Source organism: Sphingomonas sp. GW821-FHT10F11 (genome assembly GCF_058809095.1).
Map to the genome: position 1 here is coordinate 171,385 of NZ_JBXASH010000006.1, position 12,233 is coordinate 183,617.

Consider the following 12,233-nt stretch of genomic DNA (forward strand, 5'->3'; position numbering starts at 1 on the left):
GCTATCCTGCCGAACCCTCTTCGCGCCTTCGCGTCTTCGCGTGAATCCCCTTCTTCTTTTGGCCTTGCCGCACCGCAACAGATTCGTCGCACCGCCGTCGCAGCGCTGCGGACAAGAAAATGCGGATGCGCCAATAGAGTCGCGTACCGTCTAACCAAGCCCCCCCGGCGACGACGGTACGCCGCGTTCGCCTTTGCCCCTCACTGGCGGCGCCAGCATCGGCCATCCGGACCTCGTGTTCGGGTGGCCGATTTGCGTTTGGGGCTGGTTGCTTCCGCCTCTCCCCTTACTTCTTCCCCGGCGAAGGCCGGGGCCCAGTCGGGGGACAGCAGTAAACTGGCGGCGCACGCCGTTACGGAAGCCTTTCCAACTGGACCCCGGCCTTCGCCGGGGAAGGAACAGGGAGTGGATACCCCCATTCCGGTCGCATTCGTCCGACCGCACCCCGCCTCCGCCGCAGCTTCGTCGCACCGGTCGCGACCGGGGTTCATTCCGCATCCGTTCCCGTTAGCGGCCCCCCAGCGCGGCCAATCCGAGCCGCTGACAACAGCCCGGTACGATGACCGGGAGAACATCCAAGGGAATACACCTGCAATGCGTTCTACCTTCCTCCTTCTCGCCACCGCCGCTGCGTTCGCGGCAACCCCTGCTTTTGCGCAGGACGAGGCGAGCAGCTTCACCGGTCCCCGTATCGAAGCGACCTTCGGCTATGATTCGACTCAGGCCGACGGCCTGCCGACCAGCCAGGACAGCGTGCACGGCGTGCGCGTCGGCGGCGCGATCGGGTACGACCTGCCGATCGGCTCGACCTTCACCATCGGCGCCGAGGCCGGCATCGGCTGGCAGGTGTCGGGCAGCGCCGACGCGCTGATCGGCGGCACCAACCTGCACCTGACCACCGGCCGCGATCTCGACGCGTCGCTGCGCCTGGGCGCGAAAGTCGCGCCGAGCACGTTGCTCTATGTGAAGGCGGGCTATGCCAACAGCCAGTTCCGCCTGCGCTCGACCACCGGCGGCACCGTCACCCATGTCAGCACCAACGAAGACGGCTACCGCCTCGGTGCCGGCGTCGAGCAGATGCTGGGCGACCATCTCTACGCCAAGGCCGAGTACCGCTTCAGCGACTATGGCGACGATGTTTCGCGTCACCAGGTCCTGCTCGGCGCGGGGTATCGTTTCTGAGCGGCACCCGCCTTTCCACCACCCGCAAAAGGGCAGCGCCGGTCACCCGGCGCTGCCCCGCGCGCAGGAGACATCCCGTGAAGCAGATCATGCCCGTCATCCTCGCCAGCTTCCCCCTCATCATCATGATCGGGGTGTGGACCGGCACGCTCTGAATCGGTCGCGCCGCGTTTACGTGCGGCGGACGGTTGTTCTTGCGGCTTGCATCGCCGCTATTCCCCGGTCCATCATATAGGATGGGAGCGCACAACATCGTGCAACAAGGCGGCGCCAGCCCGCTTCTCCCTCAGGAGGGGTCCGATGCTCGATCGCCGCACTTTTCTCGGCGCCACAGGCGCTGCCATTGCCACCGCGCTTCTGCCCATCAATGCCCGCGCCATGCCGCTCGGGCTGCCGCCGGGGCTTCAGCTCTGGGCAGTGAAGGACGATCTGGCGAAGGACTTCGCCGGCACGCTGAAATCGGTAAAGGCGATCGGCTATGACCGAGTCGAGGCCGCCGGCTGGGTCGGCCTCTCGCCGGCCGATTTCCGTAAAGGCGTGGCCGCCGCGGGGCTCGACTGCATCTCCTGCCATTATTCGATGCGCGACCTGATGGACGAGTTCGAAGCCAAGCTCGCCGCCGCGCGCGACGTCGGCGTGACCTATTTCGTCGCTTCCTCTCCCGCCTCGACGAAACCGCTCGATCCGAACCGCCCCTGGATCCACGCCGTTGCCGAAGCGATGACGCTCGACGACTGGCGGCGCAACGCCGCGCGGATGAACGAGGTCGGCGCGCGGGCCAAGGCGCTCGGCATGCGCTTCGCCTATCACAACCATCCGGCCGAATTCCTCGTTTATGACGGCAAGAACGCCTTCCATGAATTGCTCGAACACACCGATCCCGCGCTCGTCGCGTTCGAGGTCGATCTCGGCTGGGTCGCCGCGGCCGGGCATGATCCGGCGCATGTGCTGAAGGAGCATGGCGCGCGGATCGAGTTGCTTCACGTCAAGGACATCGCGACGAAGGAGCGCAAGGCCGGGCGGATCGCCGACGACCTGACCACCGTGCCGATCGGCAAGGGCAGCATCGACTGGCCTTCGGTCTTCGCCGCGGCCAGGGCGGCGCCGATCAAGAGCTGGTTCGTCGAGCAGGAAGCGCCCTGGGCGCAGCCCCCGCTCGCCGCGATCGCCGAAAGCCTGGCCTATCTGAAGACACTGGCCGCATGACAAGCGGGCCGGTCAGATACGCCATGGTCGGCGGTGGAGAGGGCGCCTTCATCGGCCCGGTCCACCGCACCGCCGCCGATATCGCCGGCAATTGCCGGCTGGTCGCCGGCGCGCTGAGCAGCGATCCGGAGCGCGCGAAGCGTTCGGGCGTCGCGGCGGGCATTGCGCCCGACCGCAGCTATGCCAGCTACCAGGCGCTGCTCGACGGCGAGAAGGCGTTGCCGGAGGACGAGCGCGCCGAGTTCATCGCGATCGTCACCCCCAACCATGTCCATGCGCCCGTCGCCATCGCCGCGCTGGAGGCGGGCTTTCCGGTGCTCACCGACAAGCCGCTGACCGATACGCTCGACGCAGCGCTCGCCTTTCAGGCGGCGGCGACACGCACCGGTGGGCTGGTCGGCGTCACGCACACCTATCTCGGTTACCCGATGGTGCGCCAGGCGCGCGCACTCGTCGCGGCGGGAGACCTCGGCGCGGTGCGGCGCGTCGCGGTGCGCTATACCCAAGGATGGCTGGCGGAGGCCGGCGACGCCGTCGGCAAGCAGGCCGAATGGCGCATCGATCCGGCGCGCTCGGGCCTGGCCGGCGCGTTCGGCGATATCGGCACGCACGCCTTCAACTTGGTCGAATATTTCACCGGCGAGCGCATGACGCGCCTCTCGGCCGAGCTGCGCGCCGCCGTCCCCGGCCGGCTGCTCGACGATGACGGTGCGGCGATGTTCCACCTCTCGGGCGGCGGACGCGGCACCCTCGTCGCGAGCCAGATCTGCACCGGCGATTCGAACGGGCTGGAGATATCGGTCTGGTGCGAAAAGGCGGGGATCCACTGGCATCAGGAGCATCCCAACCATCTGCGCGTCGCAAGGCGCGGCGGGCCGGACGAGATCTGGACGCCCGGCGTCGATCGGACTTATCTGAGCGAGGCGGCGATGCGCGTCACCCGCGTGCCCTCGGGCCATCCCGAGGGTTATCTCGAGGCTTTCGCCAATATCTATCGCGATTTCGCCGACGCGGTACGCGGCAACGCGCCTGCCTTGCCTTGCTATGCCAGCCTCGCCGACGGCGTTGCCGGCATGCGGTTCATCCAGGCCGCTCATGACAGCAGCGCCGGCGGCGGCACCTGGACCGATCTTGGAGACGATTCATGAAGGGTCCCGCCATCTTCCTGGCGCAGTTCGCCGGCGATGCAGCGCCGTATAATTCGCTGGGCTCGATCGCGAAATGGGCGGCCGGTCTCGGCTATGCCGGGGTGCAGATCCCGACCTGGGATGCGCGGCTGTTCGACCTGAAACAGGCGTCCGAGAGCCAGGACTATTGCGACGAGGTCGCCGGCGTCTGCGCCGAGGCCGGCGTCGCGATCACGGAGCTGTCGACTCATCTCCAGGGCCAGCTCGTCGCGGTCCACCCCGCCTATGACGAATTGTTCGACGCCTTTGCCCCCGCCGAAGTGCACGGCAAGCCGGCCGAGCGCACCGAATGGGCCAGGGAACAGGTCCGCATGGCCGCCCGCGCCAGCCGCCGTTTGGGGCTGAACGCGCACGCCACTTTCTCCGGCGCGCTGCTCTGGCACACGATGTATCCCTGGCCGCAACGCCCCGCCGGGCTGGTCGAAGAAGGTTTCAGGGAGCTGGCGACGCGCTGGCTGCCGCTGCTCGATGTGTTCGAGGAGAATGGGGTCGACGCGTGCTATGAGATCCATCCGGGCGAGGATTTGCATGACGGGATCAGCTGGGAGCGTTTCCTGACCGCGGTCGGCAATCACCCCCGCGCCAATATCCTCTACGATCCGAGCCATTTCCTGCTGCAGCAGCTCGACTATGTCGACTTCATCGACCGGTATCACGACCGCATCCGCATGTTCCATGTGAAGGACGCCGAGTTCCGCCCCAATGGCCGCGCCGGCGTCTATGGCGGCTATGCCGACTGGGCCGACCGCCCCGGCCGTTTCCGCTCGCTCGGCGACGGCCAGATCGATTTCGGCGCGATCTTCTCGGCCTTCACCAAATACGATTATGCCGGCTGGGCGGTGGTCGAATGGGAATGCTGCTTCAAGCACCCCGAACAGGGCGCCGCCGAAGGCGCGCCGTTCGTCGAAGCGCACATGATCCGCAAGGCGGACCGGGCGTTCGACGACTTCGCGGGAGCTGCGCCGGATGCGGCGCGCAACCGGCGGATATTGGGGCTGGAGCGGGGCTGACTTCTCCCCTCCCTGAAAGGGAGGGGCCGGGGGTGGGTAGGCGAGCAAAGCTCGCCGCTCTACGCTAGCCAAATGCGCCGCGTTCCGAAGCTGATGACAGACCGAGCCAGATCGCTCCGCCCCTAGCCAAAACGCGGCCGCCTGACTCTCCCCTCCCTGGAAGGGAGGGGCTGGGGGTGGGTACCGCCGAGGCACTCGGCGGCCTCCGACAGGATATACTCGGCGGCGCCCTCCGGATTGGCCATCACATCGCTATTCCACAGGCGAATGACTTTCCACCCAAGCCCCTCGAGCACCGCCGTCCGCTCCGCATCATAGGCCGTCTGTTCATGATGCTGCCCGCCGTCGAACTCGATCGCCAGTTTCGCGGCGCGGCACGCCAGATCGACGATGTAACGGTCGATCACCAATTGCCGGGTGAACGAAGGGCGGTACCGTGACAACAACCGCCAGAGCGTCCGCTCGGCCTCTGTCGCCTCGCGCCGCAACGACCGTGCCCGGTCGACCATGACTCTCGGAATGCGTCGCATCAGGCCAGCGTAGAACGGCGAGCTTCGCTCGCCTACCCACCCCCGACCCCTCCCTTTCAGGGAGGGGAGAAAGGCACCCCTACCGCCGCATCACCCAGTTCAACCCATTCTCCAGCTGCCGCAGGAACCACGGGTCCCGGTACGATTCGTCGGTGTGCCCCATCGCGGTGTAGAACACCCGTCCGCCCTCGAACTCGTGCACCCATGCCACCGGATTGGGGTTCGCGTCCGCCTCGCCGATCGAGGCCGGATCGACTGTCGCCAGCAAATGCAGCCGCGGGTCGTAATCGTCATAATAATACCATTCGTCGACATGCCGGCTGACCGGCGCCAGCCCCTTCATCACCGGATGCGTCGGATCGATCACGGTCACGGTTCCCTCGGGCGTGCCCTTGGGGTGACGCTGGAAATAGCCGCCCATCATCTTGCCGTACCAGGGCCAGTTGAAATGCGAATCCGCCGCGGCATGGATGCCGACGATCCCGCCGCCGCGATGGACGAAGGCCTGCAACGCGTCGCGCTTCGTGCCGGTCAGCCATTCCGAGGTCGGATCGTCCTTCTTGCTGGTGTTGCTGATCAGGATGATCGCATCCACGCCCTTCAGCCCATCGGTGCTGAAGACCGCCGGATCGGCGCTGGTCGTCATCGTCACGCCCATTTTCCTGCCCATCGCCTGGAGCGCGGCCACGCCCGGCTCGATCGAGACATGGCGATAGCCGGTCGAATAGGTGAAGATCAGGACGCGCGGCGCCTCTTTCGCCCACGCGGCACCCCCACCCACCAGGGTCAGCGCACCAAGGAGAATCGCCAGCAGGCGCAGCATTTGTCTCATCATCGATCCTCCCCACGGCCAGCGCTCTTTGCTTGGTACCGGTAACGCATAAGGCTGGACAAGGTCAGCCCCACCCGGCAGTCTGGCGCGCAAGCGGGAGGCGCACAAGCGCCCTGTGCGATGAGAGGGTGATGGAATGGCCGACGGCCCAAGGCTCGACAGCTCCGCGCTAGATCGCCGCGCGCTTCTGCGGCGTGCGATCCTGCTCGTCGGCGGCGCCATGGCCGGCCTGCCCGACATCGCCTTTGCGACCGCTCCCACCAAGGCCTTCTTCACGCCCGCCGAGCGCGCCGTGCTCGACTCGGTCTGCGCCGCCTTCATCCCGCGTACCGACACGCCGGGCGCGCTCGAAGCCGGGGTGCCCGCCTTCATCGACGCGATGATGACCAATTGGGCAGCACCCTCCACCGCCGCCGGATTTCGCACGGTGCTGGCACGGATCGACAGTGAGGCCCGCGCTGCGACCGGCAAGGGGTTCGCGGCGCTCGCCGCGGCCGAGCGCGACGCCCGGCTCGCCGCCTTCGATATCGCCGCCTTCGCCGCTGACGACCCGGCCTGGCATCGTTTCAGGAACCTCGCCCTGACCGGCTATTATTTCTCGGAAAGCGGCGCGACTCAGGAGCTTCGCTACGAATTGTCGCCGGGCGCGTGGGAACCGGGCGTGAAGATGGGCCCCGACACCCGCGCCTGGGCCGTCTGATATGGTCATCGGGGAAAGGGCATGAGCTTCGACGCGATCGTCATCGGATCGGGCATGAGCGGCGGCTGGGCCGCCAAGGAACTGACCGAACGCGGACTCAAGACGCTGGTGATCGAGCGCGGCCAGCATATCGAGCATGGCAGCGACTACACCGACTCGCTCTCGCCCTGGGAGCTCGACAATTACGGCCAGGTCTCGGAATCCGAGATCGAGGCGGACTATGAGGTGCAGAGCAAATGCTATGCCTTCTCCACCGCCAACAAGCATTTCTGGGCGAAGGACAGCGACCACCCCTATTCGACGCCCGAGGACAGGCCCTTCTACTGGATTCGCGGCTATCATCTCGGCGGCCGCTCGCTGATGTGGGCGCGGCAGTCCTATCGGCTGAGCGAGATGGATTTCGAATCCAACGCGAAGGACGGCTATGGTACCGACTGGCCGATCCGCTATGCCGACATGGCGAAATGGTACGACCATGTGGAGACCTTTGCCGGCATCTCCGGGTCGCTGGAGGGGCTGTCGCAACTGCCGGACGGCAAATATCTCCCGCCGATGGCGCTGACCCCGGTCGAGGCGGAATTCGGCCGCAAGATCGAGGCGGCTTTCCCTACGCGGAAGCTGATCACCGGCCGCTGCGCTCATCTCACCGCGCCGACACCCGAGCATGAAGCGCTCGGCCGCGGCGCCTGCCAATACCGGTCGCTGTGCGAACGCGGCTGTTCGTACGGCGCCTATTTCTCCAGCCTCAGCGCGACCTTGCCGGCCGCGAAGAACACCGGGAACCTGACCATCGTCACCGACGCGATCGCGCACAGCATCGTCTACGACCCGAAGACCGGCAAGGCATCGGGCGTGCGCGTGATCGACCGGAACACGAAGGTCGGCACCGTCCATGAGGCGAAGCTGGTCTTCCTCTGCGCCTCGACCATCGGCACAGCGCAGATCCTGCTGACCTCGACCTCGGAAGCCTTTCCGACCGGCCTCGCCAACCGCTCCGACATGGTCGGGCGCAACCTGACCGATCATATCAGCGGGATGGGCGCGACCGGCACCTATCCCGGCTTCGACGACATCTATCATCATGGCCGCCGCCCCAACGGCTTCTACGTGCCGCGCTATCGCAACCTGACCGAGCCGGGCGACGGCTATACCCGCGGCTACGGCTTCCAGGGGCGCGGGCTGCGCACCAGCTGGCAGCGCGGTATCGACGAGCCCGGCACCGGTGCGGCGCTGAAGGCGAAGCTGCGCAAGCCGGGGCCCTGGTCGCTCACGCTCAGCGGCTTCGGCGAGATGCTGCCTCGCCCGGAGAATCGCGTCACGCTTCACCCGACCCGCACCGACACATGGGGCATTCCCATCCCGCATATCGACGCGGCGCTCGGGGCCCAGGACCTGAAGATGATCGACCAGTGCAATCGTGATGCCCGGGCGATGCTCGAACTGGCCGGCTGCACCGACATCACCCAGCGCGAGCATTATGGCGGCCTCGGCCTCGGCATCCATGAAATGGGCACGGCGCGCATGGGCAAGGATCCGAAGACCTCGGTGCTCAACGGCTATAACCAGGCGCATGACGTGCCGAACCTGTTCATCACCGACGGGTCGTGCATGGCTTCGTCCGGCTGCCAGAACCCGTCGCTCACCTATATGGCGATGTCGGCGCGCGGTGCGCACCATGCGGTCGAGTTCCTGCGCGCCGGCAAGGCCTGACATCGATTCACATCGCGGCGCGGCCGTGGCAGCGAAGCGCGGTTCGGGCATCGGCCGGGACCGCTCTTTCTTATTGTCGAACCTGTTGGACGATTTTTGGACGTCATCAGCGGTAAAACAGCGGCATTTTCACGCAAACACGCCCCTGTTTTCCGCTGTTATCCGATAACAGGGAAAAGCCAGGCAAGCCTTTGGTAACAGGCAGAAATTCTGGCCCAAAATCCAACATAACAGCGGAAGAAAAAAAGAATGCGCGATTCCGCTCTTTTTGTTGGAGAATCCTACTCGATCGGAGCGCAGACCTTGCCCGTGTTCGCGCAGAAGAGCTTGAGCACGTCGCGCTTGAAGTCGATCGTGCCCACCGACTTCATCGTCGCGGCGATCACCCCGGGCATCGCCGCGCGCTGATGGATGGCCGCGCTGGTTTCGGCCGCCGCGACCAGCGCCCGCAGATCCTCGACCGAGAGCGCTGCGGCATAGGCATGGCCTTCGGCGTCGAGCAGCCGGCCCTTGTCCCTGGCCGCGACCGCCTGCGCGGTCGCGCGCAGCTCGGCCTTCTCGTCGTCGCTCAGCTCCTTGTGCTCGGCGACCAGCTCCTCGGTCTCCTTGGCGGCGATCAGCGGCACCAGCGCCGCCAGCGTTCCGGCATCGGCGAGCCGGCGGCCAAGCAGCTCTGCCTCGGCTGACGGCGCCCCGGCCTGAAGCGCCATCGCCGCCATTATCGCCCCGATCATTGCGCCCCCACCGGCCGGTCGAATCCTGCCACGACATCGCCGAGCGTCTGCATCAGCGCGGCGTTGCGCTTGTCGGGCGTATTGCCCAGCCGCACCACGACGATCCCGCGGCCCGGCCCGCTCTCCGGGCTGGCGATCACCAGTTGGCCGAGATGCCCGTCCGCCGCGACCGCGCTCGCCGGGCCCTTGCCGGGGAACAAGGTCGCCTTGCCCTCCGCCCCGCCCGGCCGGTTGAGCCAGGTCTGCGCGCCATATTCGGCATTGGTCGGCGAGGGCGTCTTCATGAAGGCGAGCCAGGCCGGATCGATCACCTGCCGCCCGTTCGCTTTGCCGTCGAGCAGCAGACTGCCGATCCGTCCCCAATCGTCGAGTGTCATGTGCAGGAGCGACCCGCCGACCTGCGTACCGGCGCCGTCATATTCGAGCACCGCGCTGGTGATGCCCGCGGGCCGGAACAGCCGGGCCTCGGCGAACTCGGTATAGATTCTGGCGCGCACCCGGGGATCGCGGCTGTCGGTCAAGGTCCGCGCGACGATCTCGGCGAGGATGATGCTGGTCAACGAGCTGTAGCGGAATTTGGCGCCCGGCCTGGTTTCGAGCGGATGGTCGATCGCCGCCGAGGCCATGGCGGCGGTATGGCTCACGAACAGCGTCTGGTTGGTATCCGATTTCTCGACCGGATCGCCCACCTCGATATGCTGGAGGCCCGGCGACATCTGCAGCAGATGCCGCAGCGTGATCGCCGCGCGCGGATCGCCGGACTTATGCCATTCGGCGATCGGTGCCGGCGCGTCGAGCTTCAACCGCCCGTCGGTCACCAGCGCGCCGACCAGCATGCCGGTCACCGTCTTGGCCATCGACCAGCTGATGAAGCGATTCCTGTCCGAATAACCCGGCGCATAGGCCTTGAGCGCCGGGCACCCGTCAGCAGTCACCAGCACGGCGCGTGTTTCGGGGTGGCCTGAAAACAACAATCGGATCGGTGCCATCGACCTGGCCAGGTCGGCGCCGGGGCAGACCGTGACGGTGTAGGTCGGCCGCGCGGGCGGCGCGGTATCGGCGCTCGCCAGGAGCACCGGCACCAGCGCGAGAAAGGCGGCCTTGCGCAGCATCGCCGCCACGATAGGGTGCACGCCCATGAAGGCAAGGCGCATCGCGGTCGGTCTGGGAGTGGTGCTGCTGACGCTGCTCGCCGCCGCATTCCTCTATGCCCGCTCGCTCACCCCGCAGCTCGAGCTCGGCACCGGCTATGCCGCCCGAGTCGCCTGCGCCTGCCGCTATATCGGCAACCGCGACCTGAAGAGCTGCCGCGCCGATTTCGAACCCGGCATGGAAGCGATCCGCCTGTCGGACGATCCCGCGACGAAGACGGTGACCGCCTATGTGCCGCTGATCGCCAGCCGTTCGGCGACGTACGATCCGGTGCTCGGCTGCCAGGCCGAGCCATTCAAAGGCACGCCGCTCAAGCTGCGCTAAAAACCCCTCTCCCATCGGGAGAGGGAGGGGCCCAAGCGAAGCTTGGGAGGGTGAGGGTGACCGCCCGCTTCCTTACTCGCCCTCATCCGGCGCTACGCGCCACCTTCTCCCGCTGGGAGAAGGGACTAAGCAGCCACTGCGATGACAGCCCGCTCGGTTTCCTCGATCCACCCACCGCCGAGCACGCGCTCGCCAGCATACAGCACCGCCGCCTGCCCCGGCGCGACGCCGTATTCCGGCGCATCGAACACCACCCGGTCGCCGATCAGCCGCGCCGCTACCGGCTTGGCCAGCGATCGCACCTTGGCGGTCAGCGGTCCGTGATGGTCGCCGCCGATCCAGTTGATTTCCGACAGCCGCGCCGCCTCGACCGCCAATGCCGTCTTCGGCCCGACCACCACCCGGCGGCTCTCCGGCTCGAGCCGCACGACGTAGAGCGGCTCGGGAGTTCCGCCGATCTCGAGCCCGCGCCGCTGGCCAACGGTGAAGTGGATCAGTCCGCGATGCTTCCCCAGCGTCCGCCCGCCCTCGTCGACGATCTCGCCGCTTGTATCGGCCTCGGGCCGGAGCTTCTTGACCAATGAGGCATAGTCGCCATCGGGCACGAAACAGATGTCCTGGCTGTCGGGCTTGGCCGCGACGCCGAGCCCAAGTTCGGCCGCGAGTTCGCGCACCCGGGTCTTGGGCAGCCCGCCAAGCGGGAAGCGCAGATAATCGAGCTGATCCCGAGTCGTCGCGAACAGGAAATAGCTCTGGTCCCGTGCCGGATCGACTGCGCGGTGCAGTTCGGCGCCCGCGGCTCCTTCGACCCGGCGGACATAATGGCCGGTCGCCAGGCAGTCCGCCCCGAGGTCGCGCGCGACCTGGAACAGGTCAGTGAATTTCGGGCCCATGTTGCAGCGGACGCAGGGGATCGGCGTGCGGCCGCGCAGATATTCGTCGGCGAACCCGTCGATCACCTGATCGCGGAAGCTCGATTCATGGTCGAACACATAATGCGCGATGCCCAGCCGGTCGCACACGGCGCGCGCGTCGCGGATGTCGCGACCGGCGCAGCAGCTGCCGGCGCGGCCCACCGCCTCACCGTGATCGTAGAGCTGGAGCGTCACGCCGATCGTCTCGGCACCACTGCGCGCGGCGAGCGCCGCGACCACCGAGCTGTCGACGCCGCCCGACATCGCGACGACGATGCGCTTGCCGGTCAGGTCCGGCCCAAGCTGGAAATCGCCCTCGGTCATCATGCGCGCCAGATAGGCGCGCGCGGCCCGCGATGCAAAGCCGCACGCCTTTCCAAGCTCTTTAGATGGGCTTTACCGGAATTTCAGACCCTTCCCCTAAACCGGTCTCGATCGAGTCTCTGTCGCCGGAAAGGGCGCTATGGATCTGAGTTTTTCCCGGTTCGAGGCTGACGCCAGCGTCACCGTCCTCCCGCCCGACCTGGCGGTGCTGATGGTGGGGATCGCCGCGCGTCAGGCAGCGAGCCCGACCGCGTTGCGCCACGCCCATCTGGTGCCGGCGTTCAGCCATCGCAGCTGGTTCGCGCCGGAACATGGCGCGTTCAACCTGCCGGTCGCCGAAATGCTGACTCGGGAACAGGAAGGAATGAACCCGGCGTTTACCGAGCCGCTTTAGCCGGTGTTCAAGTCCGCCCGCGTAATGACGTTGT

At 66.9% G+C, this 12,233-nt stretch carries 13 protein-coding genes; 8 read left to right on the forward strand and 5 right to left on the reverse strand.

Going from position 1 to position 12,233, the window contains the following annotated elements; translation table 11 throughout:
* Nucleotides 1-594 precede the first annotated feature (594 nt).
* From AC1RT8_RS17895 to AC1RT8_RS17910, 4 genes are all read left to right on the forward strand, one after another.
* The gene (locus AC1RT8_RS17895) at nucleotides 595-1,182 is read left to right on the forward strand and encodes an outer membrane protein (protein WP_372857744.1); all 588 of its coding nucleotides are present in this window, start codon (nucleotides 595-597) and stop codon (nucleotides 1,180-1,182) included.
* A gap of 300 nt (nucleotides 1,183-1,482) precedes the next feature.
* Nucleotides 1,483-2,388 carry a sugar phosphate isomerase/epimerase family protein gene (locus tag AC1RT8_RS17900; protein WP_493077094.1) on the forward strand — a complete coding sequence of 302 codons (906 nt, stop codon included), beginning with the start codon at nucleotides 1,483-1,485 and terminating at the stop codon, nucleotides 2,386-2,388.
* Nucleotides 2,385-3,536 carry a Gfo/Idh/MocA family protein gene (locus tag AC1RT8_RS17905; protein ID WP_493077096.1) on the forward strand — a complete coding sequence of 384 codons (1,152 nt, stop codon included), beginning with the start codon at nucleotides 2,385-2,387 and terminating at the stop codon, nucleotides 3,534-3,536. Before AC1RT8_RS17900 ends, AC1RT8_RS17905 begins: the two co-directional genes overlap by 4 nt.
* Nucleotides 3,533-4,585 carry a sugar phosphate isomerase/epimerase family protein gene (locus AC1RT8_RS17910; RefSeq protein ID WP_493077098.1) on the forward strand — a complete coding sequence of 351 codons (1,053 nt, stop codon included), beginning with the start codon at nucleotides 3,533-3,535 and terminating at the stop codon, nucleotides 4,583-4,585. Before AC1RT8_RS17905 ends, AC1RT8_RS17910 begins: the two co-directional genes overlap by 4 nt.
* Nucleotides 4,586-4,707: 122 nt before the next feature.
* Here the strand turns inward: AC1RT8_RS17910 and AC1RT8_RS17915 are convergent, their stop codons facing one another.
* Both AC1RT8_RS17915 and AC1RT8_RS17920 read right to left on the reverse strand, forming a co-directional pair.
* Complete coding sequence (locus tag AC1RT8_RS17915; RefSeq protein ID WP_493077100.1) at nucleotides 4,708-5,094, reverse strand: endonuclease domain-containing protein; 387 nt, start codon at nucleotides 5,092-5,094, stop codon at nucleotides 4,708-4,710.
* Between the two features lie 100 nt (nucleotides 5,095-5,194).
* Complete coding sequence (locus tag AC1RT8_RS17920) at nucleotides 5,195-5,947, reverse strand: ThuA domain-containing protein (RefSeq protein ID WP_493077102.1); 753 nt, start codon at nucleotides 5,945-5,947, stop codon at nucleotides 5,195-5,197.
* Nucleotides 5,948-6,083: 136 nt separating this feature from the next.
* Between AC1RT8_RS17920 and AC1RT8_RS17925 the strand changes: the two genes are divergently transcribed.
* The gene (locus tag AC1RT8_RS17925; RefSeq protein ID WP_493077103.1) at nucleotides 6,084-6,647 is read left to right on the forward strand and encodes a gluconate 2-dehydrogenase subunit 3 family protein; all 564 of its coding nucleotides are present in this window, start codon (nucleotides 6,084-6,086) and stop codon (nucleotides 6,645-6,647) included.
* Between the two features lie 21 nt (nucleotides 6,648-6,668).
* Nucleotides 6,669-8,357: a GMC family oxidoreductase gene (locus tag AC1RT8_RS17930; protein WP_493077105.1), complete on the forward strand. Its 1,689-nt coding sequence runs from the start codon at nucleotides 6,669-6,671 to the stop codon at nucleotides 8,355-8,357.
* A 281-nt stretch (nucleotides 8,358-8,638) separates the two neighbouring features.
* Here the strand turns inward: AC1RT8_RS17930 and AC1RT8_RS17935 are convergent, their stop codons facing one another.
* Nucleotides 8,639-9,091 (reverse strand): hypothetical protein, encoded by a 453-nt coding sequence (locus AC1RT8_RS17935; protein ID WP_493077106.1) that lies wholly within the window; start codon nucleotides 9,089-9,091, stop codon nucleotides 8,639-8,641.
* Nucleotides 9,088-10,230, reverse strand: a complete 1,143-nt coding sequence (locus AC1RT8_RS17940) for a serine hydrolase domain-containing protein (protein WP_493077108.1) — start codon at nucleotides 10,228-10,230, stop codon at nucleotides 9,088-9,090. Before AC1RT8_RS17940 ends, AC1RT8_RS17935 begins: the two co-directional genes overlap by 4 nt.
* Between AC1RT8_RS17940 and AC1RT8_RS17945 the strand changes: the two genes are divergently transcribed.
* On the forward strand, nucleotides 10,229-10,567 hold the full coding sequence (locus tag AC1RT8_RS17945) for a hypothetical protein (RefSeq protein WP_493077109.1): 339 nt from the start codon (nucleotides 10,229-10,231) through the stop codon (nucleotides 10,565-10,567). The genes AC1RT8_RS17940 and AC1RT8_RS17945 overlap by 2 nt on opposite strands.
* A 125-nt stretch (nucleotides 10,568-10,692) precedes the next feature.
* Here AC1RT8_RS17945 and mnmA read toward each other — a convergent pair whose 3' ends face one another.
* A complete protein-coding gene (gene mnmA, locus AC1RT8_RS17950) occupies nucleotides 10,693-11,805 on the reverse strand; it encodes a tRNA 2-thiouridine(34) synthase MnmA (RefSeq protein ID WP_493077300.1) in 1,113 nt (370 codons plus the stop codon).
* A 139-nt stretch (nucleotides 11,806-11,944) separates the two neighbouring features.
* Between mnmA and AC1RT8_RS17955 the strand changes: the two genes are divergently transcribed.
* Nucleotides 11,945-12,199, forward strand: coding sequence for a hypothetical protein (locus AC1RT8_RS17955; RefSeq protein WP_493077111.1), 255 nt, complete (start codon nucleotides 11,945-11,947; stop codon nucleotides 12,197-12,199).
* Nucleotides 12,200-12,233 lie beyond the last annotated feature (34 nt).

What these genes read in the sequence shown, in the direction of transcription:
- AC1RT8_RS17895 (WP_372857744.1), top strand. Translation starts at nt 595, where the DNA reads ATGCGTTCTACCTTCCTCCTTCTCGCCACCGCCGCTGCGTTCGCGGCA.
- AC1RT8_RS17900 (WP_493077094.1), top strand. Translation starts at nt 1,483, where the DNA reads ATGCTCGATCGCCGCACTTTTCTCGGCGCCACAGGCGCTGCCATTGCC.
- AC1RT8_RS17905 (WP_493077096.1), top strand. Translation starts at nt 2,385, where the DNA reads ATGACAAGCGGGCCGGTCAGATACGCCATGGTCGGCGGTGGAGAGGGC.
- AC1RT8_RS17910 (WP_493077098.1), top strand. Translation starts at nt 3,533, where the DNA reads ATGAAGGGTCCCGCCATCTTCCTGGCGCAGTTCGCCGGCGATGCAGCG.
- AC1RT8_RS17915 (WP_493077100.1), bottom strand. Translation starts at nt 5,094, where the DNA reads ATGGTCGACCGGGCACGGTCGTTGCGGCGCGAGGCGACAGAGGCCGAG.
- AC1RT8_RS17920 (WP_493077102.1), bottom strand. Translation starts at nt 5,947, where the DNA reads ATGAGACAAATGCTGCGCCTGCTGGCGATTCTCCTTGGTGCGCTGACC.
- AC1RT8_RS17925 (WP_493077103.1), top strand. Translation starts at nt 6,084, where the DNA reads ATGGCCGACGGCCCAAGGCTCGACAGCTCCGCGCTAGATCGCCGCGCG.
- AC1RT8_RS17930 (WP_493077105.1), top strand. Translation starts at nt 6,669, where the DNA reads ATGAGCTTCGACGCGATCGTCATCGGATCGGGCATGAGCGGCGGCTGG.
- AC1RT8_RS17935 (WP_493077106.1), bottom strand. Translation starts at nt 9,091, where the DNA reads ATGATCGGGGCGATAATGGCGGCGATGGCGCTTCAGGCCGGGGCGCCG.
- AC1RT8_RS17945 (WP_493077109.1), top strand. Translation starts at nt 10,229, where the DNA reads ATGAAGGCAAGGCGCATCGCGGTCGGTCTGGGAGTGGTGCTGCTGACG.
- AC1RT8_RS17940 (WP_493077108.1), bottom strand. Translation starts at nt 10,230, where the DNA reads ATGGGCGTGCACCCTATCGTGGCGGCGATGCTGCGCAAGGCCGCCTTT.
- mnmA (WP_493077300.1), bottom strand. Translation starts at nt 11,805, where the DNA reads ATGACCGAGGGCGATTTCCAGCTTGGGCCGGACCTGACCGGCAAGCGC.
- AC1RT8_RS17955 (WP_493077111.1), top strand. Translation starts at nt 11,945, where the DNA reads ATGGATCTGAGTTTTTCCCGGTTCGAGGCTGACGCCAGCGTCACCGTC.